This window comes from Micromonospora sp. NPDC005413, assembly GCF_040606435.1.
Taxonomy (GTDB): Bacteria; Actinomycetota; Actinomycetes; order Mycobacteriales; family Micromonosporaceae; genus Micromonospora.
In genome coordinates, this window is the sequence record NZ_JBEXEV010000001.1 from 587851 (window position 1) to 612621 (window position 24771).

The following is a 24771-nucleotide window of genomic DNA, read 5'->3' on the forward strand; positions in this document are numbered from 1 at the left end:
AACTGTCCCTCAGTTGTAGGAAGTGAACAAAAGTTTTTGGCCCTGACCGCTTCACCTGCCATCGTCGTTCCGTGCCGAACGACGACCGGAAGGACCCGATGACCGTTCTCGACACGCGGGCGCTCAACCGCGCGACGCTCGCCCGGCAGTTGCTGCTCGACCGCGCCGGCCTGCCAGCCCTCGACGCCGTCGCGCACCTCGGTGGCCTGCAGGCACAGGAACCGCAGGAACCGTTCGTCGGGCTCTGGTCGCGGCTGCGCGCGTTCGACCCGGCGGTGCTGTCGAGCCTGCTGACCCAGCGGCACCTGGTGCGCACCCACCTTATGCGCCGCACCGTCCACCTGCTCGTCGCCGACGACGCCGTGGCCTGGCGACCACGGCACGACGTCATGCTGCGCCAACGGGTGCTCGGGGTCTACCGCGGCGAGCTCGACGGGGTGGACCTCGACGAACTCGCCGCGGCAGGGCGGGCGGTGATGGCTGATGATGAGCCCCGCTCGATGACCGAGATCGGGCGGGCGCTCGGCGAGCGCTGGCCGGCGGCAGGGCCGCGGGCACTGGGCGAGATGGCGATCGCCCTCCTCCCGATGACGCAACTGCCGCCACGCGGCGTGTGGCGTACGAAGGCGGGCGTGCGCAACGTCCTACTCTCCGAGTGGCTGGGCCGGGAGATCGACCCGTCGACCCCGGAGGGCCCCGACCCCATCGGCCAGGTGCTCGTACGGCGTTATCTGGCCGCGTTCGGCCCGGCGGCCACGGCCGATCTGCGCGCCTGGTGCGGTCTCGCCGGGTTGCCGGCGGCGGTGGCCGCGATGCGCGAGGAATTGGTCACGTTCCGTGACGAGCGTGGCCGGACACTGATCGACCTGCCCGACGCGCCGCGCCCCGACCCGGAGACACCCGCACCGGTGCGGTTCCTGCCGGCGTTCGACAACGCGATCCTCGGCTACGACGACCGCAGCCGCATCATCGACGACGCCCACCGCGGCCTGTCGGTGGCCGGTGAGCGCGTGGTGCTGGTCGACGGCCGGGTCGCCGCGACCTGGAGCGTCGATTCAGGCACGGTGACGGTCAGCCCGCTGCGGGGCTTCTCCCGAGCCGACCGCACCGCCGTCGCCGAGCAGGGGCGGGCGCTGGCGGCGTTCCTCTCCGACAACGAGAGCGACCGGGTGCGGGTCGCTCCGTCTCTCCGATGAGCCGATCGTCCTTCTATTGATATTTGTCGAATGAATTGCCGTGGACGGGATGACTCTTACCTGCGACCGGTGAACGGCGTCCGCCCCGCTCCGGCCGTCGTGGCGGAGCGGGGCGGCCTCGCGTCGGTCAGGGCTTGCGGGCCACAGCGCCGTAGGCGTCGATCCCGGTGGCGTCGGCTTCGTCCGGCCGCCACAGGGGGATCGGCACCAGGCCCGGCTCCACCATCGTCAGCCCCGCGAAGCAGCTGTCGAGGTCCTCCGGGCTGCGCAGAACGTACGGAACGCCGCCGCTCTGCGCCAGCCGCTCGGCACCGGAAACCACGGCCGGGCTGGTGTCGGTGCCGTCCCAGAGCACCAGGTGACTGCCGGACGGCATCGCGTCCATCATCCGCCCGACGATCGAGCGCACCACGGCCAGGTCGGGCTCGTAGCCCATCACACCCATGAACATCACGGCGATGGGCTGGTCGAAGTCGAGCGTCTGCGCCGCTTCGACGAGGATCTTCTCCGGGTCGTGGTAGTCGGCGGGTACGTAGGTGGTGACGCCCTCCGACGTCGTGCTGGCCAGCAGCGCCCGCGCGTGCACCAGCACCATCGGATCGTTGTCCACGTAGACGATCCGTGAGTCGGGCGCGATGCCCTGGGCGACCGCATGCGTGTTCTGCATGGTGGGCAGGCCGGTGCCGATGTCCAGGAACTGACGGATGCCCGCCTCGGCGGCGAGGTAACGCACGGCCCGCACCAGGAACAGGCGCGACTGCTGCGCCATGAGGACGATCTCCGGGTAGACCTCGGCGACGGCGTCGCCGGCCGCCCGGTCGGACTGGAAGTTGTCCTTGCCGCCCATCCAGTAGTTCCAGATCCGTGCCGCGTGCGGCACGTCGGGCTGAAGCTTTGCGGCGAGTTCGGCGTCCGGGCCGGCCATGCCAGGCTCCTATCGAGGGGTCGACGACTGGAGTTCACCACTGCGGTACGACCGGGATCGTACTCCGACGATGTCCACTGTCGACGTCAGGCGTCAGGGGGTGCGCATGCCGAGCCCGGCGCGGCTGTCACCGTCGGAACACTCCGTTCTGGTACGCCCACACGACGGTTCGCGTGAACCGCTGCCCGTACCGGTGCATCCAACCCTGTGACAGAACCTGCAGAGGAAAGGACCGTCCATGCGCGGCAAACTGCTCGTCGGTGTGGTGCTGAGCCTGACAGTCGCCACCGGTTGCACGTCACCGATCGATCGGGTCGGCGGCGACGCGGCGCCGGCCGGCTCTCCGTCCGGCGGCACGAGCCCGCCGAGCCCTTCGGCGACCAGCGGCTCCGGCCCGAGTGCACCGGCTACCCGCGAATCCACAACGGGGACTCCGGCCACCCGCACCTCCGGGCCGGGCACTCAGGTGAGCGAGATCCGGCGGACCGACTGGCGCAACGCGGTCATCCGCAATCTGGGCTTCTGCGGCGAGTCCGACGGCAGCGTGACGTTCCGCAACGGGTCGAACGGCTTCGACGTGCCGTGCAGAATCCTGCCGGGCGGTGCACGGCCGGTGTACGCCGAGTTCGTGGTCGAGGAGCCGGCGAACGCGCCGTCGACCGAGGACGCTCTCGTCCTCGTCGAACTGGGCAACCCCGACGCCGCACGTCAGCAGGCGCTCGTGCCCGTTCAGCTCTCGGACAACGGCCGGGGCCGGTACGCGTGGCCGGTCATCAAGGGCGACGCGCCCAGCCCGGCCGGCGACCGGGTCATGACGTTCGTCTCGTACCGGGTGGTGGGGCAGGACGTGCAGGCCACCGTCCGCAAACTCGACGGCGGCACCGAAACCCGTCGGTGGCGCAAGGCCGACGGCAGCGGCAACTGGGAAAGGTACTAGCGTTGAGCGGCCGTCGAGGTGTCCACCCGCAACGTGCCGAGGATCTCGTCGGTGCGGTCGTCGCCGCCGGTCTGTTTGACCTGGACGTACACCCCGAAGGAGCCTTCGGCCGCGATCAGCGTGACCTCGCTGAACGACGTCTGCGCACCCCCGCAACGCGTCCAGCGCCCGATGCTTCCGCGCAGGATGCCGACGGTGACCGTCCGGTCGGCGGCACGAGTGCAGCCGCTGTGATCGGGCAGGGCCGGCTCCTCCGTTCCAGCGAGAGCACGGCTCGTCCCGACGAAGACCCCTGGCGTCGGGGTGTCGACATCGGCCCAGTCTCTGAGGTCCGGTCCGATGAGCAGGCCTGGGCCGCGTTCACCGGCGAGACCGACCACGGCCGGGTCCCAGCCGCCGTCGCGCAGTTGCCTGGCCCAGCCGTCCGGAACGGCCACCGAGACCGTTCCGGTCGCGTCGCCCACCCGTGTCCAGCCGTGCGGTGCCGTGGAGGCGGTCGACGATCCGGCCATGACCAGCGTGGCGACCACGGTGCCGACGGCGGCGAGGGACCGGCGGGTGCGCCGCAGCGGCGCGCGGGCCGGGCCCCGTCGCGCGGCGAGCAGGTCTTCCAGCGCGGACGCGTAGGCGGCAGCGGTCGGCCAACGGCGGCCCGGATCGCGATGCAGAGCCCGGCGGACGACACGCTCGACGGCGGCGGTTGTCCGGGACGCCGCCTCCACCGGCTGCCCTGGCGGCATCCCGGTCAACATGTGGTGCGTCAGGGCGCCGAGCGCGTACACGTCGGCGCGCGCGTCCAGCCCGCCACCCGGGACGAGCTGCTCAGGCGCCATGTAACCAGGTGTGCCGGCGACCAACGTGAACCCGGACGCGTGCGCGAGTGTCTTGGCCAGTCCCAGGTCGGCGACGAGCACCCGGTCTCCGGCCGGCGTGGTGTCGAACAGGACGTTGGAGGGCTTCAGGTCGCGGTGCAGCACACCGTTGTCGTGCAGGACGGCCACCGCCCTGGCGATGTCGGCGGCGATACGCAGTGCCTCGTGCACCGGCATCGGGCCGCCGGTCAGCCGATCGGCGAGCGTGCCGCCAGCGGCGTACGTCATCACCAGGTAGGGCCGGCCGTCGGGCAGCTCACCGATGTCCAACACACGGACCAGGTGGTCGGAGTCGACCTGCCGCATGAACCGGGCCTCCTGGCGGAAGCGCGCCCGGATGTCGGCCCGCTGCGACCAGTTGTCGGCGAGCACCTTGACGGCCACGGGCGATTGCAGCTCGTCGTCGTACGCCAGCCACACGGTCGCGAACGCACCGGCGCCGACGGGGCGTGCGACGCGATACCGGCCGACCTGCGCAGGGATGGACACGACCGTATTATCCGACGACCGGAACACCGGTGAGGTACACGAACGGGGAGCGCCGGTGGCGGACGGGTCCTGCACCGAGGAGATGGCACGCCGGGCGGCGGCCGGCGACAGCGCGGCACTCGACCAGCTGCTGGCCGCGATCGGTCCGCGGGTGCTTGAGCAGTGCGGGCGGTTCCTGCCCTGCCGGCAGGACGCCGAGGAGGCAGCCCAGGACGCGCTGGTGCAGGTGGCCCGACACATCGAGCGCTTCGAAGGTAGGTCGCTCTTCTCCACCTGGTTGCACACCGTGGTCGCCAACTGCGCCCGCCAGACCTACCGGTCGCTGCGGCGACGGGCAGCGGAGCAGCCGAGCGCGCTGCTGCCCGTCGAGGTACCCGATCCCCGGACGACGAGCGTCATCGCCGGATCGCGTCTCGACCTTCTCGACGCGTTGGACAGGCTGGAGGCCCACCGGCCGGAGCTGGTGACGGCACTCGTGCTTCGCGACCTGTGTCAGTTGGACTACCAGGAGATCGCCGGGCAACTGGGCATCCCCGTCGGCACGTTGAAGTCCCGGATCCATCACGCCCGCAGGCACGTCCGGGAGTCGTTGCAGGGCGGCTGATTCCCGTACCGCCGCGCGCGCATTCGCCGCGCGCTCTCGTCAGGCCGGGTGCTTGCTGAGACTCTGTAAGCCCCCTGCCCGCTGCGCCCGGGATCGCGACATCTCCGAACTCCGTTGTCCACGGCCGGGACAGCGTGGCCGGTGCTCGCCACAGGGCCACCCGCGGCCCCGGCCCGGCCGTCGAGTCGGTGCGCATTCCGACACCGGATCCGGCGGGCTTGGCGCGGGTGTCACCGGCAGCCGGCGCGATCCCCAGCTCCCGGGTGCAGGTCCTGGCTCACCGGGTGACCCCTTCGACGTCCGCACCCTCGGCCGTCGACGCGCCGCTCAACAGGCGAGCCAGCGGGGGAGGGGAGTCGTGCAGGTAGAGGTGTCCCCCGGGTACGACCGTCCGTTCCAGCTCAGCACGGCGACGACGGGTGGTGTCGCCATGCCCGCACACGCTAGGAACGGCCCGTGACGGCGGTCTTAGCGTCGGATGAGGGTTCGCTGCGGTGTGTGCTGCGGGTGGTGGGTCCGGAGCGGATTACGGTGCGTCGACGACCTCGCGGCCGAGGGGCCAGAACGCGGCGGGGACGAGCTTGAAGTTGGCGATGCCGAACGGGATCCCGATGATCGTGACGCAGAGGGCGATGCCGGCGACGATGTGGGACAGCGCGAGCCACCAGCCCGCCAGCACCACCCAGAGGATGTTCGCGAACCCGGAGGCGACGCCCGCGCCAGGCTTCGGCACCAGGGTGCGGCCGAAGGGCCACAGCGAGTAGACGGCGAGGCGTAGCGAGGCCACGCCGAACGGGATGGTGACGACCAGGACGAAGCAGATCAGCGCGGCGACGCCGTAGCCGACCGCCAGCACGATGCCACCGCCGAAGATGAGCCACAGCACATTCAGTACGAAACGAATCACCACTCCAGCATGAGGCATGCTCGCCACCTGGCCGCGCGAGGGCTTTGCAGCCGTCCCGGCACACCGTCCTCTCAGGAGCGAGCCGTCGGGGTGAGCGGGCGGGGGTCGTTGACGATGCCCGCGAGGGGAACATGGGGGAGGGGCGTTTCGCTGCCCTCGGACAGCTGGGTGAGGGCGTCGTCGTGGCTCTCGAAGATCGGGAACGCTCCGTCCAGACGCATGGTGTGCAGGACGGTGCGGATGAATCGCGACGGCGCGGCGAGGCAGAGCGCGACGCCCCGTTCCCGGGCGTCACGGTGGGCGCGGACGAGGAGACCGAGGCCGGTCGAGTCGATGATGTGCACCCGGCTCAGGTCGACGACGACGTGCTCGCCCACCTCGCTCACGTGCCGCAGCGCCGTACGCACGGTGTCGTCGGTGTCGAGGTCACCCGCAGCGGCGATGACGGTCACGTCGTCGAGCTGGTCGATGCCGAGGATGCCGCCGGGGCCGTGGTCGTCGAATGCCACGTGCCCGCCGCCCGAGGGTGGCAGCAGGCTGCAGTGGGGGCAGCGGTGCGGCCCGGTGGCGAACGGAGACCCACTCCAGCCATGCTCGGCCACCAGGGTCCAGACGACCTCGGCGTCGGGAAGCACGCACGCCGTGCCGCGAATGGTCTCCCCGCAGGTGTCGCAGATCAGGGTCATCAGGTGCTCGTCCGGGACGACGGTCATTCTGCTGTTCCTTCCTCACTCACGATCGACAGCACCTGGTCCAGGCGGGCGATGTGCAGGATGCGTCGGACCCGAGTGTTCGGATTGCGGACGGTGAGGACCGCGTCGGCACGAGCCAGCCGCCGGTGTACGTCGAGGAGCAGACCGATGGCGGCGGCGTCGAGATGCTGACAGTCGGACAGGTCGACCACGACCTGCGCGGGGCGCAGGGGCAACAGCCGATCGAACACCGCGCCGACCTCCGGCAGGCAGACCAGGTCGAGTTCGGTGACGCGAACCTCGACCAGCGGCAGCGTGTACTGCGGAGCCATCACCGGCGTTGTCATGGCCGCACCCCTCTCCGTCAACCCTCGCTCCACCACCACCCTGGTGGGCGGGGTTGGCGATCACTGCAAGGCTCTGTGACAGTTGTGTGACAAAACCGCCGGCTGCCGGGCACGGTTGGCCGGCCGGCGGGCTGCCGAGGATGATGCCGGCATGACGGCCGTACTGGTGATCGAGGACGACGACCGCATCCGGCTCGCGCTGCTGCTCGCACTTGAGGACGAGGGCTACGACGCTCTCGGCGCGGCGACGGCCGAGGAGGGCCTACGCGCGCAGCGCCACCACCCGGCCGACTACGTGCTCGTCGACCTGATGCTGCCCGGCCTCGACGGCTTCGAGTGCATCCGGCAGCTGCGCCGTAACGACGACGTACCGATCGTGGTGGTCAGCGCCCGCGACGACACCGACGACATCGTCGCTGCCCTCGAAGCCGGCGCCGACGACTACGTCGTCAAACCCGTGGCGATCAGAGAGCTGACCGCCCGACTGCGGGCCCTGCGTCGCCGCGCCCGCCCGGTGGTGGCGGCATCGACGCGGGCTCCCGTGCCGGCGGTCGCCTTCGGCGAGTTGGAGATCAGTCCAGAGGCGGGGGAGGTGCGCCGCGCCGGCCAGCAGGTCACGGTCACCCGCACCGAGTTCCGGCTGCTCTGTGAGCTGGCCGAACACGCCGGTCGGGTGCTGTCCCGCCAGCAACTGCTGCAACGGGTCTGGGGGTACGACAGCGGCGACGAACGGCTGGTCGACGTGCACGTCGGCCGACTACGGCAGAAGATCGAATCGGACCCGGCGAACCCCCGGCACCTCGTGACCCTGCGGGGTCTGGGCTACAAGCTGCAGCGATGAGACGACTTGGACTGCGGACCCGGGTGACCGCCGCGTTCGCCGTCGGCGCGCTGCTGCTCTCGGCGTCGATGGCTCTGGTCTCCTACGAGCTGACCCGCCGGTCCCTGCTCGACGACCGGGAACGCATCGCCCTGCGCGCCGCCTACTTCGACGCCGCCGTGGTGCATGCCGGGCTCGACACCGACACTCCCGACGTGGTGGAGGTGCTCCGGTCGCTGGACACCGGCGGGAGCCGGCGGCCCGTGCTGCACCTCAACGGCGAGTGGTACGCCCGCACCGCCGACCCGGGCACCACCGCCGCCATTCCCGTCGACCTGCGTCGGGTCGTCGCCTCCGGGGAGCCGGCAGTGCAGCGCGTACGCGTCCACGGACAGCCCGCCCTGGTGGTGGGGGTGCCCCTGTCCGCGACGGCGACGTACTTCGAGGTCAACTCGCTGCGCGAGCTGGAGCAGACGCTCCAGGTCCTGGCGCTCGCGCTGACCAGCGTCGCGGTGATGGTCGCCGGGTCCGGTGCCGCCCTCGGCTGGTACGCCACACGGCACGGCCTACGGCCGCTGACGGCGGTCGCCGACGCGGCCGAGAAGATCGCCGCCGGCGACTTCACGGCCCGGCTGGACCCGGCCACCGACCCCGACCTGACCCGCCTCTCCTCCTCGTTCAACCAGATGGTCGACCAACTCGCCCGTCGCATCGAGCGGGACCGCCGGTTCGCCGGCGACGTCAGCCACGAGCTGCGTTCACCACTGCAGACCCTCGCCGCGGCGGCCAGCGTCCTGGCCCGTCGTCGGGAACACCAGGACGAACGAACGGCGACTGCCGCCGGGCTCGTCGCCGACGAGATCGACCGCTTCCAGCGACTGGTCAACGACCTGATCGACCTGGCCCGTAGCGACCAGCCCGCCCACCGTGCCCCGGTGGACGTGGTGAAGTTGGCCGGGGAGGCGTGCCACGCGTACGACCTGCCGGTCAGCCTCGTCCACCTGGCACCGGACGTACCCCCGACCTGGCAGGTCGAGCGGCGGCGGATCGCCCAGGTCCTGGCGAACCTGCTCGACAACGCCGTGACCTACGGCGGTGGCCCCGCAGCCGTTCGCCTGTGCCGCGACGGTGACACCGGCATCATCGAGGTCGACGACGAGGGCCCGGGCGTGCCCGTCGATGATCGCGAGACGATCTTCGACCGTTTCGTCCGGGGGCGAGCCGCCCACACCCGCGGCGCGGGTGACGGCACGGGGCTCGGGCTCGCGCTGGTCGCCCAGCACGCGGTCGCGCACGCGGGGCACGTCACCGTCGCCGACCGTCCGGGCGGAGGCGCCCGGTTTCGGGTCACCCTGCCGGGGAGCCTGCCGTGAACCGCCGCCGTCTCGTCCCGTTGGCACTCGCCGTGCTGCTGACCGGTTGTGGCATCCCCACCGACGACAGCCCTCGAACGGTGCAGCCCCCGCGAGGACCGTTCCGCGGCTCCGTTCCCGCCGACACCACCGCACCGGCCGGCCGTGCCATCGAGACAATCTGCCTGGTCCGCGACAGCCACATCATCCCGGTCGACCGGCGCGCCGATGAGCCGCCCACCATCGAGGAACAGTTGCGACACCTGCTCGCCGGACCCACCGGAGCCGAACGCGACAGCAACCTGACCAGCGCGCTGCCGGGCGCGGTCAACACCGCTGGTGCGACCGTGACCGGCACGCAGGCCATTGTCGCGGTGGACGAACCCGCCGACGACGCCGGTCGCAGCGACGAGGTCCTCGCCTTCGGGCAGATCGTCTGCACTCTGACCAGTCGAGACGACGTAACCACCGTGGCGTTCCTGCGCGACGGCAAAGCCCTCGGCGTGCCCCGGGCCGACGGTTCCCTGTCCACCGAACCGCGCACCCGCGCCGACTACGCCCCACTGATCAGTGAGCGGTGACCCCACTCACGCCGGATGGCCCGTCGCGCCACGCCCCGCACCTGCGCGATCTTGCACTTTCTGTCCCGACTCAAGGGGCATGCCGCGCAAAACAGCGACCGGAACTGCAAGATCGTTGGGCGGGCCCGGACCCGGGGGCCCGGGACCCGAGGGTTGGCGTCTTGGCGGTTTCTGCCCCGCTAGCGTGCGGGTGGATCAAGGGTTGCTCGGTGGAAGACCTGAGTCGGATCTCGGGGCCAGGCAAGGGACGTGCCCGGAGGTCGGGCGGCATCGGCGACCAGATGATGGCTGGCATGAAACGCGCTGCGCTCTATGTGATTGCCGGGCCGGTCGGTATCGCGGCCTACGGCTTGGTACGTCTGTGGGCACGATCCGACGGGGTGTACGGCCCGGGGATCGACTGGCAGGCCGCACATCTGGTCGGCCTCGCCGGCATGGTGTTCTTCGTCCCCACCGTTCTCGCGCTGGCCCGCCTGCTGCCCCGCAGCCCGTGGCGCACCGGGGTGGTGGCTCTGACGTTGGTGGGGCTCGCCGCGACGATGGTGCAGTTCGGCGCTGACATCGTGGAAGGGCTCCTGGCCGCGGACCGGGCGGAGATGTCAGCGCTCGGCGCGGACTTCAAGGACATCCCGGGCGTCGAGGTGGCCTTCTACGACGTCGTACCCCAGCTCTTCTTCCTGGGCCTGGTCGTTCTCGCGGGCATGCTCGCCGCCAGGCGACGCCTGCCGTGGTGGAGCGTTCCGCTGCTGCTCGCCGGCATCGTCCTGCCGGTGGTCACCCTCGATCTGCTTCCGATCGGCGGCCTGTGCATGCTGGCGGCACTCGCGCCGGCACTGCCGGCTTTGCGGAAGCAGGGGGAGCGGGCTGAGCCGCCGGTGGCCGTCCACTGAGACGCGTTGGTCCCCGCCGTCGGGGCGACGGCGGGGACCGGTCTGGACTACTTCAGCGCGAGGGTACGGGCGTCGGCGGCGATGACGCTGGCGACCTCGGCCGGGACGAGCTTGCCGGCCTGCCGGTCGGCGTAGGTAGCCAGCTCGGCGTACTGGGCGTGGACCAGCTTGGTGGTCATCGCGGTGATGGCAGCCGCATCGGCGCCGGACGTGAGGATCAGGTAGCCGAGGCCGGCCTGGCTCACCGTCACGGTGAAGGTGCTGGTCGCGGTGGCGGTGCCCTCAGGCCCGGTCACCTGGGTGGAGATGGTGTGGCGACCCGCGGTCAGCTTGGCCAGGTCGAGCTTGCGCCCGGCGGCTGACTTCTTGCCGTCCAACGTGACGGTGACGGTGTCCGCGTTGGTCGCGGCGACCGCGATCACCGGGGACTGCGCCCGGTCGAGCCGAGCCCCGTTGGCCGGCGAGGTGATCTCCACCGTCGGGTCGGCGGAGGCCCGCTGCAGGAATGCCGAGTTCCATCCGACCAGCTCGGACGCACGGTTGGTGATGATCGCGTCGGTGCCGATGCGCTCCAACCGCTGCCACAGGCCGGCCGAGTCCATCGTCCAGGCCATCACGGCGACCCCGGCGGCGTGCAGCGGGGCGATGACCTCCGGCTTGGCGAGCAGCGCGTTGCCGTCCGGGTTGTACGCGGTCAGATGCAGCTCCTTGGCGATCGCCGCCGGGTCGGCGTCGAGGTTGCTGCGGAGCAGGCCGAGCGGCAGCTCGGGGGCGAGTTCGTAGGTGTACTTCAGCGCGTCGACCTCGAAGCTCTGGATGAAGACCCGGCCCATCATCTGTTCGTCCCGGATCACCTGGATGATCGTGGCGACCTCGTCCCGGGTGTGCTTGCCCTTGATCTCCACGAGCAGGTTGCCGCCCCGGGTCCGCAGGTCGGCGAGCTGCTCGGCGAGGGTGGGCACCCGCTCGCCGACGTACTGCGGGCCGAACCAGGAGCCGGCGTCGAGTGCCTTGATCTGCGCGGCGCTCAGGTCCCGGATATTGCCGGTGCCGTCGGTGGTCCGGTCGACAGTGCCGTCGTGCAGGATGAACGGGATGCCGTCCTTGCTCGGCTGGACGTCGTTCTCGATCCAGTCGGCACCGCCCTTGCGGGCGATCTCCTGCGCGACGAGGGTGTTCTCCGGTGCGGCGGCGGACGCGCCCCGGTGGGCGATCACGGTGAACGGGCTGCCCTCGGGCCGGATGTAGCCGTTCGGTGCCAGCTCGGTGACGGTGACGTCGTCGTACGACACGGTGGAGCCGTTGACGAAGAGCCCCTGGACGCCGTTGGCAGAGCGCTGGAGGCTGTTCGTCCGCATCGCCTCCCGCCCGTCGAAGATCCAGCGGGCCTGGTTGCCGCGCACCTCGACGGCGACGCGGATGTCCCGGCCGGTGCCGGCGGCGTACGGGGCGGAGGCGGTGTTCGCCACGACCCAGGCGTTGGCCGTGGTCCGCTGGGCGAACTCGAGACCGTTGGCGGCGGTGGTGCCGCTGCGCATGGTGGCGATCCACCACGGGGTGGCGCCGTCGGCGGGGACATCGATGCCGAGTGAGGCCCAGCGGGTGGCGGCGGAGACCGACTCGAAGCGCATGGTCGCCTCAAGGCGGAAGTCGTTCAGGTGCCGACCGAAGGTGATCTTGTTGTTCTCGCCGGAGCTGGCGGAGGTTCCGTACAGCCGGCCGTTCTCGACCTTCCAGGTGCCGTCGACCGCGTTCCAACCGGCGGGCAGTGACCCGGTCGAGAAGTTCTCCGAGACGACGACGCTGCCCGGCTCGGCAGTGGCGGGCGACGAGGCCGCGACGGTGACCGCGACGGCAGCGCCGGTGACGGCGAGGGCGGCGACGGTGGCGGCGACCCGGCTACGCAGGGCGCCGAGCCTCGATCCGGAGCGGTCGGGCGACGATGATGCGGGTAGGACAGTCATGGCGGGAACGGTACGAAGCGCACCCGAATTCATGATCAATGACGTGTGGCTGCCGCCGGAACGCTGGGTGTACCCCACCCCATCGGGCGGGGTGGTCAGTTCGGCAGGCCGGTGCAGGCGGCACCGTCGATGGTGCACGCCTCCGGGGCGGAACCGGCCGGCGAGCCGTTGACTCGGAACGTGACCCGGACCGAAGCGCTGCCAGGCACCTGACCGGCGCTTCCGTCCGGCACGAACGTCCACACCGCACCGTCCCGGCTGACCCGTGCGCCCTCGACCGCACTGACGCGCAGAGACTCCCGGGGCAGGGTGACGGTCAGCGACCACTGCGGCACCGACACGGGCCCGGGATTGCTGATCGTCACGGCCGCGCCATAACTGAGCAGGGCGTTGTCCGCGATGGCGAAGTCGGCGTGCAGCGCGGCCGGTGGGGGCGCTGCCGTCGAACCGGTCGGTGTGGGCCGGACCGACGCGCCGACGATCGGCGGGGTTGGGGTGGCCGAGCCGGCTGCCGGGGGAGCGGACGCAGCCAGGCTGGTGGCAGCCGGTCGCGGCTGTGCCCGGGAAGTGCCGGCCGGCGGTGTGCGCACCTGCTCGGCGGACGGCGGCGGATCGAGGGTCACCGGTGTCAACTTCTCCGGCGTACGCAGGACCCCGATGACGGAGACGGCCGTCGCGATCAGCACCCCGAACGCCGCGATCATGGCCACCCAGGTGGCCCGCGAGACGTCGTCCCGACCGGTGAGCACCCGCCGTGCGGCCGTAACGAGGGCCACGATGCGGTCCAGCAGAATGATCGCCACGGTACGGCGTGGTTGGGGTGGTGTTGCCGGCACTGCCTGTCTCCCCTTCAATTCGGCGCCGGGTGCGCGCCCGCGATCCGTCCGGGTCGCGGATGGCACCTGCCCTCTCACAGGGCGCGAAGCCCGACGAGTATCGCCTCAAGCAGATCGTCGGTCGGCAGCTCCGACAGCACCGGCGGGTCATGCGTCTCGATCAGCCCGGCCGTGACCAGGTCGCCGAGCAGCACCCGGACGGTGCCCAGTGGAAGGTCCAGCTCGGCGCCGACCTCAGCCACCGACACTGGATGGTGACACAGCTCGACGATCCGCGCCTGTTCGGGGAAGAGCGGTGTGGAAGGCGTGACCGCCCGCCGGGCGACGACCAGTGAGATCAGGTCGAACTGGCCGCGCGCGGGCGCGGTGCGCCCGCCGGTCATCGTGTATGGCCGGGCGACCGGGCCCGCGTCGTCGTCGTACCACGCCTCGTCAGCGGTGCCGGTGGTGTGCACCAGTGTCCTCGATCGTCGCCGAGGAGGCCGGTCCCAGACTGATCGGCAGGTGCCGCTCGGCCTGCCCCACGAAGAGCGCCACCTCGTACGCCATGTCGCCGACCTCGACGTCGTCACCGGCGATCCGGACGGTGAGGATGGTCCCGTTCGGGATGGTGGCGATGAACAGGAACGCTCGCGACATCTGCACGACGACCTGGCGCAGGCCACCCGCGTCGCAGACCCGGGTGGCGGCGAGCCCCAACGCGATGAGGCCGGCGACCACGCCGGAGATCTGCTCGGCCAGCTTCGCCTCCACCTGCCGGGAACCGCCGAGGGGCAGCCCGTCGGGAGAGAGCACCACGGCGAACTCCGCGCCGTGCACTCGGTCGACCAGGCGGTCCAGGGCGCCGGTCAGGTTGTCGTCGGTGACCACTGCAGACGTCATTGGTGTCTCCTCGCTGCTCTCGCGACCGGCAACTCGACCGTGTCGAGGCCGGTGTTGCGGTGTTCGGGGCCGGTCGGCCCGGTGTGACGGACCCGCGTCGGCAGTTCGCCGCCGCTCGGGTTGGGCAGATGGGCGCCGTTCCCGGCCTGCGGGAACGGGTCGCCGGGCGCTGCTGCGGACGGGCCACGGCCGGTGTCGGTCGCCGTGACCAGCCGGGCCGAGAGGAGCACGATCGCGGCCGTCCCACCCCGCTGGCTGGGACGCAGCGAGACGTGGGCACCACAGCGGTCGGCCAGCACGGCGGCGGTGTACAGCCCCGCCGGGCCCGTGGGCGGGCGGGCCGGTGGCGGGCTATCGAGCAGGTGGTTCGCCTCGGCGAGCGCGGACGCGTCCAGGCCAGGCCCGTCGTCGATCACCAGGACGGCGCACCCCTGCGGTCGGCGCTCGCCGGTGACCCGGACGGTGGTGTCCGCCGGAGAGAAGGCGAGGGCGTTCTCGATCAGCTCCGCCAGCAGGTGGATGACGTCCGTGACGGCGGGACCCGCGAGCGACCACGGCCAGTGCGGCGCGATCAGGACCCGGTGGTAGTCCGGCACCTCGGCGACCGCACCGCGTGCGACGTCGAGCAGTGGCACCGGGCGCCGCCAGCGGCGGGCGGGCGTCGCGCCCGCGAGGGCGATCAACTTCTCCACGTTGCGTCGGATGCGGGTGGTGAGGTGGTCGAGTTGGAACAGCTCGGCGGTCTCCTCGGCGGACCGCTCCCGGCGCTGCATCCCGTCGAGCAGGCTGAGCTGATCGCGCAGCAGAACCTGGTTGCGTCGGGTGAGCCGCAGGAACAATTCCGGGTCGGCGCCGTCCGGCGTGGCCGCAGCATCCCGCGCCACGACCGTTGCCGTGGCATCCCGCGCCAGGACCGTTGCCGCAGCATCCCGCGCCAGGACCGTGGCCGTGGCATCCCGCGCCACGACCGGGGAGTCGACGTCCGGCCCGGTCAGTTCGTCGGCCAGGCGCCGGACGGTGCCTGCCCAGCTCAACAGGAGCACGAGCACGACGATGAGGCCGAGCCCCACCACCGCGCCGGTACGTGCGACGATCACGGCGGCACCCGGCGTGGCCCGCTCGACGCTGCTACGAGCGGTGGCCGTCACCAGTGTCTGCAGCGTGTCGAGGGCGGTGTCGGCCGCGGCCCGCCAGGCCGGCATGGTGATCCCGACCAGGGCGTTCGCGGTGTCCGCCCATAACAGCCTGTCCTCCAGGGCGACCAGGCCCGCGAACTCGGGGCCCGTCGTGAGGAGTTGGCGCTCGCCCGACAGTCCGGCTGCGGCCTCGGTGCGCGCGTACCGCTGACTGCTGACGAGTCCGGTCAGTCGGCGCCGTTCGTCGACACTGAGCCGTTCACCGGTCAGGGCCGCGCTGACCAGGGTGTCCTCCCGGGCGAGCAACTCGCGGGCGCGGGCCAGCGCGATGACCGCCCGGGTGTCGGCGGCCAACTCGCTCTCGTTCGCGCCCCACTCTTGGCCGTACACCCGGAAGGCGACGTCGATGACCTGGTCGTACCCGTCGACCGCCTCGGCCTGGTCGAGCCGCCCGGCGTCCACCTGGGACCGGATCGTGCCCAGGCCGTCCAGCCGTCGGACCAGTTCGCCGGCCCGGTCGCGGACCTCGCCGGCGCTGAGCAGCCGAAGGTCGCGGCCCTCGGTGAACTCGCGGACCTCGGTGGCAGCCCGGTCGGTGCCCTCGCGTGCCCCGATCAGCGGGGTCGCCGTCGGCCCGGCCCCGGCGATCGTCTCGGCGGTGAACCGGCGTTCGGTCTGCAGGCTCAGGATCAGGCGGTCGATGGGCTGACCCAGGGTGTCCGCCAGGGCCCGCACCCGCAACAGGTCGACGGCGTCCTGGCTGGTCACGTAGGCCGCGTACGACCAAAGCGTGATCAGGACGGCGGCCAGCACGGCCAGCCTGGTCCGGATCAGCCGGACCTCGCTACGCGTCACCTGCCGCCCCGCTCGGTGCGGCGGCGCCCGTGGCGTGGGTGCCTCATCGGGTCGCCCGCTGCGGCCACGGCTGGCCGGCCGTGTCACTGGCCCGGTCGGCGACGAGGGTGCGCAGCAGAGCCAGCAACTCGGTGCGGTTGGCGCAGTTCAGCCGGTTGCGCATTCGCGCCACGTGGTGTTCCACGGTCTTGGCCGAGATGAAGAGCCGGTCGCCGATCTCCCGATAGGTCAACCCGGCCAGCACCAGCTCGGCGACCTCGTACTCGCGGTCGCTGAGCCCCTGCTGGGTGGGGCCGGCGACCCGCGCCGTGCTCTCACCGGTCGTCGGTGCCGGTCCGACCGAGCCGCTGGGTGGCCGCCCCTGCAATGCGCGGGCGCACTCCAGCAGGGTGGTCATCGCCCGCCGGTCCGCGGTACGGATCGCGGCCTGGCCGGCGAGGCGAGCACCGTCCCAGCGCAGCCCGGTGTCGTGCAGCCCTCGGGCGGCGGCCTCCACCCGGGCGGGGTCGACGACGCCCCGAAGGACCTCCACCCAGCTCTCCCCGGCTGCGGCGACCACGGCGGCGTACCGGCTGTGGCCCGCGGCGGCGAGTAGCGCGGCGACGTGTTCGTCGGCGACGGCCGGCTCGCCGGTCAGGATCGCGGCGTGCAGACCACTCCAGTGCAGCGGCACACTCCACAGTGGTGGGTCGCCGAGTCGGCCGAGCAACGAACGCCCCTCCCGCAGGTACGGCTCCAGCCGGGCCAGGTCACCGAGCCGTGCGCCCGCGATGGCCAGCTCACCCAGCGGGAGCAGCGTGAACAGGTCGACGGGGTGCCGAACAACCGCCTCCAGCGCCTGCCCCCAGCCACGCTTGAGCGCCCCGAGGTCGCTGTTGCGCCGGCCGATGCCCATCCGGATCGCGGCGGCGAAGAGCAGGTCGCGTGACTCCAACTGCCGACCGTCGAGCGTCACCGTGACGAGGCGCTCGGTCGCGGCGTGCGTCTCGCCACGGACCATCAGGATCCAGGCCTGCAACAGTCGATGGCGGCGAGCCATCAGCGGGCCGCCGACACCGGCACCCAAGGCCCGGTGCAGGACCCGCTCGGCGATCTCCAGCTCACCGCAGTGCACCGCCGTCAACGCGGCCAGCGCCGCTGGGCTGTCCGGTAGGAGCGCGGCCCGTCCGTCCGGCTCCAGCAGCGCGGCGGCCTGCACGAGCGCGGAGAGCGCGCCGGTCGGCGCGCCGGTCACGCTCTCGCGTACCCCGTTGGCCATCAGTCGGGCGGCGCTGGCGTGCGAGGTTAATGGTTCGCTCGCGGGGTCGCCCGCCGGCTGCTCGGCGGTGGCGCCCAGGTCGCCGCCGGCGAGCCCGCCGACGACGGCGAACGCCACCGCCGAGGCGGTGCCCGACCACCGGTACAGCTCCACGCTGCGACCGACGTGACCGCGATGGGCCAGGGCGGTCGCGGCCACGACGGCCGCCTCGCAACGCTCGGGCGGAAGGGCCGTGGCCAGCAGTCGGTCCGCCAGCCGCAGGGCGTCGTCGAGGTTGCCGGCGAGCGCGGCGGCGAGCGCCTGCTGGGCGCTGGCCGGCCGTCCGGCCGCCGTGGCGGCGGCGAACAGGTCGGCGGCGAACGCCGGGTCATCGGCCAGAGCCTCACTCGCTGCCGCTGCGAGGGTCGAGGCCGGGCAGTCGCCGAGCGCGCCGACCGCGAGCAGGGAGCGGACCAGCGGCAGCACCGCGCCGCCCCGAGCGAGCTGCAACTCGGTGAGCCGGCGCCAGACCGCGGTCCGGTCGGTGGTCGGGCTGAGCGTGGTGACGGCCCGCCGGACGATCGGCGCGAGCCGGCCGTCGGCGCCGAGCAGCCCGGCCGCCCTGGTCGTGGCGATCAGCTCGTCCACCGCCGCCGGCTCGCGGCCCAGGAGTACGCCGAGCATGCTCACCGGCAGCGGCTCGCCCGCCGCGACGGCGAGCAGCAGTCGTCGTACGGCGGCGGGCTGAACGTCCAGGTCCGGCCCGAACTCTCCGACGACGGACCGGGGCGGGTCGACCACGGTGCCGGTCAGGGTCTCCGTGCCGGCCAGGCCGCGCACGAGCCGTTCGACGTCCCGGGGTACGCCGGAGGTCTGTGTGTGTACGAAGTCGACCAGGTCGTCGCGGCGGCCCAACTCGGGCGTGGAGGCGAGGTAGGCGGCGGTCTGCTCCCGGGTGAACGGCGTGAGCAGCACGGTCTGCCCGTCGCGCCGCAGGGTGTCGACCAGCTCGCTGAGGGCCGCTGGCCGGGGCCACGGGCGATGGGCGACCACCAGCCGGTGCCGACGGGCGGCCACCAGACGCAGCAGCACCCCGATCCGCGCGTCGTCGAGCAGGTGCGCGTCGTCGACCAGCACCAGTGTGTCGGGGTCGACCGTTTCGCCCGGCTCCGGCGCGGCCGTGCGTACGGTGATTCCGGCGCGTCGGTGGACCCGTGCCAGCTCCGCGAGCAGTGCGGTCTTTCCGTGACCGCCTGGGCCGGCGATGCCGACGGTGAGCGGGCTGGTCGGATCCTGCACGACCGTGTCCAGCAGGGCCTGCGGGCCCTTGTCCAGCATCAGCCCTGATTCGGCGATGTCATTCATGATCATTGGGGTCATCCTTCGCGTCCCCGGCTGCGGGCCAGCGCCAGGCGGGACGGCTTCGGCAGTTCCAGTGGGAGGACCCGGACCGGGGGCCGCGGTGGCGGATCGCCCGGGACGGTGGTGTCGTGGTGCGGGCGGCGCGGTGCCGGGATGGTGGCCCGCCCGGTGCCGACGACCGGGGCCGGGTCGCGTACCGGTGCCGGGTGGCGAGGGCGTGGCGACACCACCTGGCAGGCTGCCATGGCTGCCCCGGTGGCGGCGGTCAGTTGTGAATCCGGCTCCACCTCGACGGGGACTGGGAGGGCCGCGCTGATCAGCTCGGCGACGAGCGGGACGCGGGTGGAGCCGCCCGCCAGCAGGACGCCGTCGAGCTGCGCCGACGTCAGGTTGGCACTCTGCACGGCCCGAAGCAGGAGGTCGACGGTGGCCTGCACCGTCGGGCGGATCATGTCCTCGAACTGCGCCCGGGTCACCGGTATCCGTGCCGGGCCGCTCGGCAGGGCCAGCACCACGTCGGCCGTGAGATCGACGGTCAGCACCCGCTTGACCCGGTCACACTCCGCGCGAAGCCCGCGCAGCGCGGCCTGGGCGCCCCGACGTGCGGTGGCGGCCAGCTCCCGGGCCAGGACGGTACGGGCATGCTCGGCCAGCGCCTCGTCGAAGTCGGCGCCGCCGATCGAGTCGAGACCCTGCGGCGTGCCGAACGTCTCGTACGTGCCGCGCGCGGTGCGACGCACCAGGGCGGCCTCGAAGCTGTTGCCCCCCAGGGCGTAGACGACGGCCGTGGTGCCCGCGAACCCTCGGGCCGCGTGACTCTCGGCCACCGTGACCGTGCGGGGCAGCAACGTCACGTGACGCAGGCCAAGGTCCGACAGCGCCCGGTGCAGCATCTCGCGCCGGTAGGGGCGCCACCCCGCCGGGTGGCTGAGCACGATCGCCTCGGCCGCGCGGCCCTCCAGGGCGTGAGCCCGTTCCACCACCCACGCCGCCAGCTCCGCGGTCAGCGTCTGCGGGGCGCATGCCTCGCCGCCGAGCAGCAGGGGCACGTCATCGCCGATCCGGTGGACGAAGTCGCGGGTGGTGCGGCTGCCGTCGTCGGTCGCGGGCTCGCCGACGTGCAGCGAGCCGTCCTCCGACAGGCACAGCACCGACGGTACGAGAGCTGAGTCGGCGGTCAGCGGGATGACCTCGGGACGCGTCCAGGTCGTGCCGTGTCGCCGCGCGACGGCGGCGGCCGTGTTGGTGCTTCCGATGTCTATCCCCAGGACGTACGGCATCGTCTCTTCTCTCCCCGTGAGTTGGCCGTTCGGTGGCGATGGCGTCGGTGCTGCCGACGACCCACCCCCGGCGAACCCCGCGGGCTCCTACGTTCGTACCAGAGATCAGTCCCTGGTCGGGACCCTAATCTTGCCGGGACGGTTTCCCCCTGTCCCCCTAACGTACGAGGCGGAGGAGCCCCTAGTTCAACCGGGGCGGATGCGGGCTGAGCCCCGATGTCCGGGGGCGTGCCCGGCAATAGCGTCACTGTCGACGTACGACATTCGCCGACGCCACTTCCGAGGAGAACCGGCACATGGACTCGCACCAGACCCTCCACGACTTCGTGCTCGACCTGCTGACGAACCCCGACGCGCGGTCGGCCTTCGACCTCGACCCCGAGGGTGCGCTGCGGGCTGCGGGGCTCACCGACATCACCGCGACCGACGTGCAGGACGTTGTACCGTTGGTCGTCGACTACGCGCCGGGGCAGGGCCTCGCGCCGTTGGCCCCGTCCGTCAGCCAGCTCGGGCTGGACCCGCTGGTGACCGACACCACCGACGTGGTGGGCCAGCTGCAGAGCGTGGCGCAGCAGATCAGCGTCACGAGTTCTCCCACGGGCGTGGACGTCAAGGCCGGTGTGCTCGGCGCCATCGCGTTCGACCCGGCAACCGCCGCCGCCGGGGTCACCGTGCTGCCGGGGATCGGCCTGGGCGTCGGCCCGAACGGCCTCGACACCGACCTGGCCGGTGTTTCCGACGTGGCGTACACCCTCGATGCCGACGTGGTGCAGCCGGTGGACGCCATCACGGACCCGGTGCTCGGGGACGTCACCGGCGCGGTCGGCGACCCGACCGGCCTGCTCGGCGCCACCGACCCGGGTCTGCTCGGCGGTGATCTGACCGGCGGTGTCCTCTCCGGCACCCACGGTCAGATCAATGGTGTCGTTGGCTCCCTCGGTATCGACGACACCCTGGGCGGGCTCGGCCTCGGGCACGGCGGCGTTGTCGGCGGCGTGGTCCCGCCGCTCGACGTACCGTCCGCCGTGGGCGGTGTGACGCACCAGGTGGACAGCCTCCTCCCCGGTGTCACCGGCACGGTCGGCGATGTGACCGGCGGAGTCACCGATGGTGTGCTGGGCGACTCGCACGCCTCGTCTGACCACGGGCTGCTGGGTATCACCGGTGGTCTGCTCTGACGGGGATTTCCGGTAGGAACGGGAGGCCGGATCGCTTCAGGCGATCCGGCCCTCTCCGGTTCCACATCCGGTCCCTCTTGATAATTGAGCCGAAATCCGCACACTTGGTGCGGTGATGGCCGGGATCTGGTTGGACGTGCTGGACGAAATCGCCCGCACCTGCAGTGCACACGGTCGTGGCGATCTACTCCAGACGGTGCGGCAGAAACGCGCCCAACTGCTGGACCCGACGCTCCGCGTCCTGGTCATCGGTGAGCCGAACCAGGGCAAGAGTCAGTTGATCAACGCGATCATCAACGCGCCGGCCTGCCCGGTCGGCGACGGCCGCACGACCGTCCTGCCGACCGTGGTGCAGCACGCCGAGGTCCCGTCCGCCGCCGTGGCCCAGGCACCGCCACCAGCCCCGGGCCGTCCCGCCGGCACTGCCGTCGCGCTGACCGTCGAGCGGACCCCGGTGGCGCTCAACCAGGTCGCGGCGGGCGTGGCCGGCATGATCGGGCGGCGGCCGGGTGGCGGCCCGGCGTACGTCGAGATCGGGGTGCCCCGCGCCCTGCTCGGTGCCGGGCTGGTGCTGGTGGACACTCCCGGCACCGACGAGATCGCCGCTATCGGCGGTGCCGCCTCGGTCGCTGCTCCCGCCCGCGCCGACACCGTGCTGCTGGTCTCCGACTCCACCCGGGAACTGTCGGTTGCCGAGCTGAACATGCTGCTGCATGTCATGCGGTCACATCCGAACGTGGTCGTGGTGCAGAGCAAGACCGATCTGGTGGCGGACTGGCGTGCGGTCGCCGAGCGCAACCGGCAGCACCTGGCCGAAGCTGGCGTCCCGGCGACGTTGATCCCGGTCTCGGCGACGCTGCGACTGCGCGCTGCCGCGGTCGACGACCGTGGCCTCAACGCCGAGTCCGGCTTTCCCGTGCTGATCGCCCGGCTGCAGCAGGATCTGGCAGGCAAGGCCAACCAACTGGCCAGGGCGTCGGTGCAGACGGTGGCCCGGACGGTGGTGGAGCAGTTGGCCGCGCCGCTGCGCGCCGAGCTGGCGACCCAGGAGGCCGAGGAGCAGTCCGGGCCGATTTCCCGGCTGCATGCGGCGCAACGCGAGGTCGACGAGCTGCGCCGGTGCTCGACCCGGTGGCAGAACACGCTCAACGACGAGATCGGCGACCTGCTCTCCGACATCGAGTACGACCTTCGAGACCGGACCCGTCAGATCCTGCGCACGGTGGACGAGGCGTTCGACACCGCCGATCCGTTGGTCGCCTGGGACACCTTCCACGACTGGCTGGAGAGGAGCCTGGTGGAGGCGGCGGAGGCGAACCACGAGTGGCTGATCCAGCGCTGTGACTGGATCGCCCGCCGGGTGGCCGCCAACTTCAACCGGTACGGCTACGACGTGCTGCCGCCCTGGTCGATGACGATGCCGGACGACATCGGCGAGCGACTGCCAGAGCTGGAACGGCCGACGATCGACCGGTTCACCACGGGCCAGAAGCTGTTCACCGGCATGAAGGGCTCGTACGGCGGCATGCTGATGTTTGGTCTGGCGACCACCTTGGCCGGGATGCCGATGATCAACCCGGTCTCGGTTGGCATCGGGGCGCTGTTCGGCGGCAAGAGCATCCGCGACGAGAGCAAGCAGTTGCTCCGCCGCCGGCAGGCGACCGTCAAGGCGTCCATCCAGCGGCATGTCGACGACGTCTTCGTCCGGATGATCCGAGACTGCCGGGACACCGCCCGGCAGGTGCAGCGGATGCTGCGGGACCACTTCACGGGGCTGACCGAGGAGCTCCAGGAGGCCATCGTCCAGTCGTTCCGGAGCGCGAAGCAGGAGGCCGACACCGATGCCTCGCTGCGCGAGCAGCGGCAGCGCGAGATCCGGCTGAAGATGACCCGGCTGGCCGCGCTCTACGAGCAGGCCCAGCAGGTGACCGGTGCCCGTTCCGCTCCGATGCTGGTGGAGCCTCGAGCATGACCGTGGGGCTGCGCTTGGACGAGGCGGCCTGGGGGTTGCTGCACCAGGCCATCGACCTCTACCAGGACGACCCCCGGGCCGTCGGGCAGTTGCGACATCAGGTGGCCCGGTTGGAGCAACCGCTGCGGATCGCGGTCGCCGGCCCGTGGCGATCCGGCAAGTCGACGGTGCTCAACGCGCTGATGGGGGAGGAGGTCGCACCGGTCGAGAGGGCAGATGGCGTCTTCACCTGGTACGAGGACGGCGCTGCGCCGCGCGCCACGGCCTACCCGGCCGGTCAGCCTCCGCAGGAACTGACGGTGGTCAAGTCGGCCACCGGGCTGCGGGTGGATCTCGGCTGGGGCGCGGGGGCCGTCGGGGACATCGTGGTGCAGTGGCCGACGCGGGCGCTGCGGCAGGTCACGCTGATCGACACCCCGGCGGTCAGCGGCACCGATGAGCAGGGCCGCGTGCCAGTGTTGGACCGGGTGTTACGGGATGCGGACGCGGTGTTGTACCTGACCCGCGACGGTCGCGACAGTGATCTGCGGGTGCTGGAGTCCGGCCGGGACAGCGCCGTCGGGCAGACCGCGCCGGTCAATGTGATCATGGTGCTGTCCCGGGCGGACGAGACCGGCGGAGGCCGGATCGACGGGCTGCTCACCGCCCGTCAGCTCGCTCGGCGGCACTACCGCGATCCGCGGGTTCGCGCGGTCAGCGTGAACGTGGTGGCGTGCAGTGGGATGATCGGCCTGGCGGGCAGAATGCTCAGCGAGTCGGACTTCGCCGCGCTCGCGACGCTGGCCCAGGTGCCCCGGGCGGAGCTGGACGCCCACCTGATCTCCGCCGACCGCTTCCTTCGCGGCGAGCTGCCGGTACGGCTGGACACCGAGGTGCGCGCCGCGCTGCTGGATCGGTTCGGGGTCTTCGGTGTCCGGCTGGCGGCCACATTGGTCCGCAGCGGCTTTGACAGCCGGGTGAAGCTCTCCGCCGAGCTCATTCGGCGCAGCGGTCTCACCGAGCTGCGCGAGTCGGTGACCCGCTGTTTCATCGACCGCCGCGACGCGCTCAAGGCCCGGTCAGCGCTGGCCGCGGTCGAGGCGCTGCTGCGGGCCCAGCCCACCCGGGGTTCTGCCGAGCTGGCCGGCGTGGTCGAGCAGATCCTCGTCGGTGCGCACGAGTTTCGGGAGCTACGCCTGCTGGTGGCGCTGCGGAACACCCGGCTCGGGTTCGACGCCGAGCTGGCTGCCGAGGCGCAGCGGCTGATCGGGGGTGACGGCGTGGGCCTCGCCGCCCGGCTCGGTGTCGAGCACGAGGCGACCGTGCAGCGGCTCTGGGAGGTCGCCACCGATGCGCAGTGGCAATGGCGGGACCGGGCGGAGGACCCCCTGCTTCCGCTCGTGCAGCGGCGCGGGGCCCAGGTCGTCGTCCGCAGCTGCGAGGGAATGATCGCCGAGCTGGTCGCGGGCGGTCGCTGA

22 protein-coding genes are annotated in these 24771 nt (G+C 71.9%); 10 read left to right on the top strand and 12 right to left on the bottom strand.

Going from position 1 to position 24771, the window contains the following annotated elements:
* Positions 1-71: 71 nt before the first annotated feature.
* Complete coding sequence (locus ABZS37_RS02330; RefSeq protein WP_355164995.1) at positions 72-1196, top strand: winged helix DNA-binding domain-containing protein; 1125 nt, start codon at positions 72-74, stop codon at positions 1194-1196.
* 127 nt (positions 1197-1323) lie between these two features.
* Here the strand turns inward: ABZS37_RS02330 and ABZS37_RS02335 are convergent, their stop codons facing one another.
* Positions 1324-2121 carry an SAM-dependent methyltransferase gene (locus ABZS37_RS02335; RefSeq protein WP_355164996.1) on the bottom strand — a complete coding sequence of 266 codons (798 nt, stop codon included), beginning with the start codon at positions 2119-2121 and terminating at the stop codon, positions 1324-1326.
* A 238-nt stretch (positions 2122-2359) separates the two neighbouring features.
* Here ABZS37_RS02335 and ABZS37_RS02340 point away from each other — a divergent pair, with 238 nt between their 5' ends.
* On the top strand, positions 2360-3058 hold the full coding sequence (locus ABZS37_RS02340; RefSeq protein WP_355164997.1) for a hypothetical protein: 699 nt from the start codon (positions 2360-2362) through the stop codon (positions 3056-3058).
* On the opposite strand, the gene ABZS37_RS02345 is transcribed toward ABZS37_RS02340, so the two are convergent.
* Positions 3055-4419, bottom strand: coding sequence for a serine/threonine-protein kinase (locus ABZS37_RS02345; RefSeq protein ID WP_355164998.1), 1365 nt, complete (start codon positions 4417-4419; stop codon positions 3055-3057). The genes ABZS37_RS02340 and ABZS37_RS02345 overlap by 4 nt on opposite strands.
* Positions 4420-4474: 55 nt before the next feature.
* Here ABZS37_RS02345 and ABZS37_RS02350 point away from each other — a divergent pair, with 55 nt between their 5' ends.
* Positions 4475-5023 carry an RNA polymerase sigma factor gene (locus ABZS37_RS02350; RefSeq protein WP_355164999.1) on the top strand — a complete coding sequence of 183 codons (549 nt, stop codon included), beginning with the start codon at positions 4475-4477 and terminating at the stop codon, positions 5021-5023.
* 526 nt (positions 5024-5549) lie between these two features.
* Here ABZS37_RS02350 and ABZS37_RS02355 read toward each other — a convergent pair.
* From ABZS37_RS02355 to ABZS37_RS02365, 3 genes are all read right to left on the bottom strand, one after another.
* Positions 5550-5930: a YccF domain-containing protein gene (locus ABZS37_RS02355; protein ID WP_355165000.1), complete on the bottom strand. Its 381-nt coding sequence runs from the start codon at positions 5928-5930 to the stop codon at positions 5550-5552.
* A 71-nt stretch (positions 5931-6001) separates the two neighbouring features.
* Positions 6002-6643, bottom strand: a complete 642-nt coding sequence (locus ABZS37_RS02360; RefSeq protein ID WP_355165001.1) for an STAS domain-containing protein — start codon at positions 6641-6643, stop codon at positions 6002-6004.
* Positions 6640-6969: an STAS domain-containing protein gene (locus tag ABZS37_RS02365; protein WP_355165002.1), complete on the bottom strand. Its 330-nt coding sequence runs from the start codon at positions 6967-6969 to the stop codon at positions 6640-6642. The genes ABZS37_RS02360 and ABZS37_RS02365 overlap by 4 nt, the downstream gene beginning before the upstream one ends.
* A 151-nt stretch (positions 6970-7120) precedes the next feature.
* Here ABZS37_RS02365 and ABZS37_RS02370 point away from each other — a divergent pair, with 151 nt between their 5' ends.
* The 4 genes from ABZS37_RS02370 (at position 7121) to ABZS37_RS02385 (ending at position 10612) form a co-directional block, all read left to right on the top strand.
* Positions 7121-7810, top strand: a complete 690-nt coding sequence (locus ABZS37_RS02370) for a response regulator transcription factor (protein ID WP_355165003.1) — start codon at positions 7121-7123, stop codon at positions 7808-7810.
* On the top strand, positions 7807-9162 hold the full coding sequence (locus ABZS37_RS02375) for a HAMP domain-containing sensor histidine kinase (RefSeq protein ID WP_355165004.1): 1356 nt from the start codon (positions 7807-7809) through the stop codon (positions 9160-9162). Before ABZS37_RS02370 ends, ABZS37_RS02375 begins: the two co-directional genes overlap by 4 nt.
* Complete coding sequence (locus tag ABZS37_RS02380; protein ID WP_355165005.1) at positions 9159-9722, top strand: GerMN domain-containing protein; 564 nt, start codon at positions 9159-9161, stop codon at positions 9720-9722. The genes ABZS37_RS02375 and ABZS37_RS02380 overlap by 4 nt, the downstream gene beginning before the upstream one ends.
* 293 nt (positions 9723-10015) lie before the next feature.
* The gene (locus ABZS37_RS02385; RefSeq protein WP_355165006.1) at positions 10016-10612 is read left to right on the top strand and encodes a hypothetical protein; all 597 of its coding nucleotides are present in this window, start codon (positions 10016-10018) and stop codon (positions 10610-10612) included.
* Positions 10613-10659: 47 nt separating this feature from the next.
* On the opposite strand, the gene ABZS37_RS02390 is transcribed toward ABZS37_RS02385, so the two are convergent.
* From ABZS37_RS02390 to ABZS37_RS02420, 7 genes are all read right to left on the bottom strand, one after another.
* On the bottom strand, positions 10660-12576 hold the full coding sequence (locus tag ABZS37_RS02390) for a glycerophosphodiester phosphodiesterase family protein (RefSeq protein WP_355165007.1): 1917 nt from the start codon (positions 12574-12576) through the stop codon (positions 10660-10662).
* 95 nt (positions 12577-12671) lie between these two features.
* Positions 12672-13412, bottom strand: a complete 741-nt coding sequence (locus ABZS37_RS02395) for a cellulose binding domain-containing protein (protein WP_355165008.1) — start codon at positions 13410-13412, stop codon at positions 12672-12674.
* Between the two features lie 74 nt (positions 13413-13486).
* Complete coding sequence (locus ABZS37_RS02400) at positions 13487-13867, bottom strand: DUF742 domain-containing protein (protein ID WP_355165009.1); 381 nt, start codon at positions 13865-13867, stop codon at positions 13487-13489.
* A complete protein-coding gene (locus ABZS37_RS02405) occupies positions 13845-14294 on the bottom strand; it encodes a roadblock/LC7 domain-containing protein (protein WP_355165010.1) in 450 nt (149 codons plus the stop codon). The genes ABZS37_RS02400 and ABZS37_RS02405 overlap by 23 nt, the downstream gene beginning before the upstream one ends.
* Positions 14291-16285, bottom strand: coding sequence for a nitrate- and nitrite sensing domain-containing protein (locus ABZS37_RS02410; protein WP_355165011.1), 1995 nt, complete (start codon positions 16283-16285; stop codon positions 14291-14293). The genes ABZS37_RS02405 and ABZS37_RS02410 overlap by 4 nt, the downstream gene beginning before the upstream one ends.
* A gap of 43 nt (positions 16286-16328) precedes the next feature.
* Entirely contained in the window at positions 16329-18893 is a 2565-nt protein-coding gene (locus tag ABZS37_RS02415) for a LuxR C-terminal-related transcriptional regulator (RefSeq protein ID WP_355165012.1), read from the bottom strand.
* Between the two features lie 5 nt (positions 18894-18898).
* Positions 18899-20164 (bottom strand): Hsp70 family protein, encoded by a 1266-nt coding sequence (locus ABZS37_RS02420; protein ID WP_355165013.1) that lies wholly within the window; start codon positions 20162-20164, stop codon positions 18899-18901.
* Positions 20165-20460: 296 nt separating this feature from the next.
* Here ABZS37_RS02420 and ABZS37_RS02425 point away from each other — a divergent pair, with 296 nt between their 5' ends.
* From ABZS37_RS02425 to ABZS37_RS02435, 3 genes are all read left to right on the top strand, one after another.
* Positions 20461-21342, top strand: a complete 882-nt coding sequence (locus ABZS37_RS02425) for an IniB N-terminal domain-containing protein (protein WP_355165014.1) — start codon at positions 20461-20463, stop codon at positions 21340-21342.
* Positions 21343-21457: 115 nt separating this feature from the next.
* Complete coding sequence (locus tag ABZS37_RS02430; protein WP_355165084.1) at positions 21458-23314, top strand: dynamin family protein; 1857 nt, start codon at positions 21458-21460, stop codon at positions 23312-23314.
* Positions 23311-24771, top strand: coding sequence for a GTP-binding protein (locus ABZS37_RS02435; RefSeq protein WP_355165015.1), 1461 nt, complete (start codon positions 23311-23313; stop codon positions 24769-24771). The genes ABZS37_RS02430 and ABZS37_RS02435 overlap by 4 nt, the downstream gene beginning before the upstream one ends.

Coding starts and splice junctions, on each gene's coding strand:
- ABZS37_RS02335 (WP_355164996.1), bottom strand. CDS start 2,121: ATGGCCGGCCCGGACGCCGAACTCGCCGCAAAGCTTCAGCCCGACGTG.
- ABZS37_RS02340 (WP_355164997.1), top strand. CDS start 2,360: ATGCGCGGCAAACTGCTCGTCGGTGTGGTGCTGAGCCTGACAGTCGCC.
- ABZS37_RS02360 (WP_355165001.1), bottom strand. CDS start 6,643: ATGACCGTCGTCCCGGACGAGCACCTGATGACCCTGATCTGCGACACC.
- ABZS37_RS02365 (WP_355165002.1), bottom strand. CDS start 6,969: ATGACAACGCCGGTGATGGCTCCGCAGTACACGCTGCCGCTGGTCGAG.
- ABZS37_RS02370 (WP_355165003.1), top strand. CDS start 7,121: ATGACGGCCGTACTGGTGATCGAGGACGACGACCGCATCCGGCTCGCG.
- ABZS37_RS02375 (WP_355165004.1), top strand. CDS start 7,807: ATGAGACGACTTGGACTGCGGACCCGGGTGACCGCCGCGTTCGCCGTC.
- ABZS37_RS02385 (WP_355165006.1), top strand. CDS start 10,016: ATGAAACGCGCTGCGCTCTATGTGATTGCCGGGCCGGTCGGTATCGCG.
- ABZS37_RS02390 (WP_355165007.1), bottom strand. CDS start 12,576: ATGACTGTCCTACCCGCATCATCGTCGCCCGACCGCTCCGGATCGAGG.
- ABZS37_RS02405 (WP_355165010.1), bottom strand. CDS start 14,294: ATGACGTCTGCAGTGGTCACCGACGACAACCTGACCGGCGCCCTGGAC.
- ABZS37_RS02415 (WP_355165012.1), bottom strand. CDS start 18,893: ATGATCATGAATGACATCGCCGAATCAGGGCTGATGCTGGACAAGGGC.
- ABZS37_RS02420 (WP_355165013.1), bottom strand. CDS start 20,164: ATGCCGTACGTCCTGGGGATAGACATCGGAAGCACCAACACGGCCGCC.
- ABZS37_RS02425 (WP_355165014.1), top strand. CDS start 20,461: ATGGACTCGCACCAGACCCTCCACGACTTCGTGCTCGACCTGCTGACG.
- ABZS37_RS02430 (WP_355165084.1), top strand. CDS start 21,458: ATGGCCGGGATCTGGTTGGACGTGCTGGACGAAATCGCCCGCACCTGC.
- ABZS37_RS02435 (WP_355165015.1), top strand. CDS start 23,311: ATGACCGTGGGGCTGCGCTTGGACGAGGCGGCCTGGGGGTTGCTGCAC.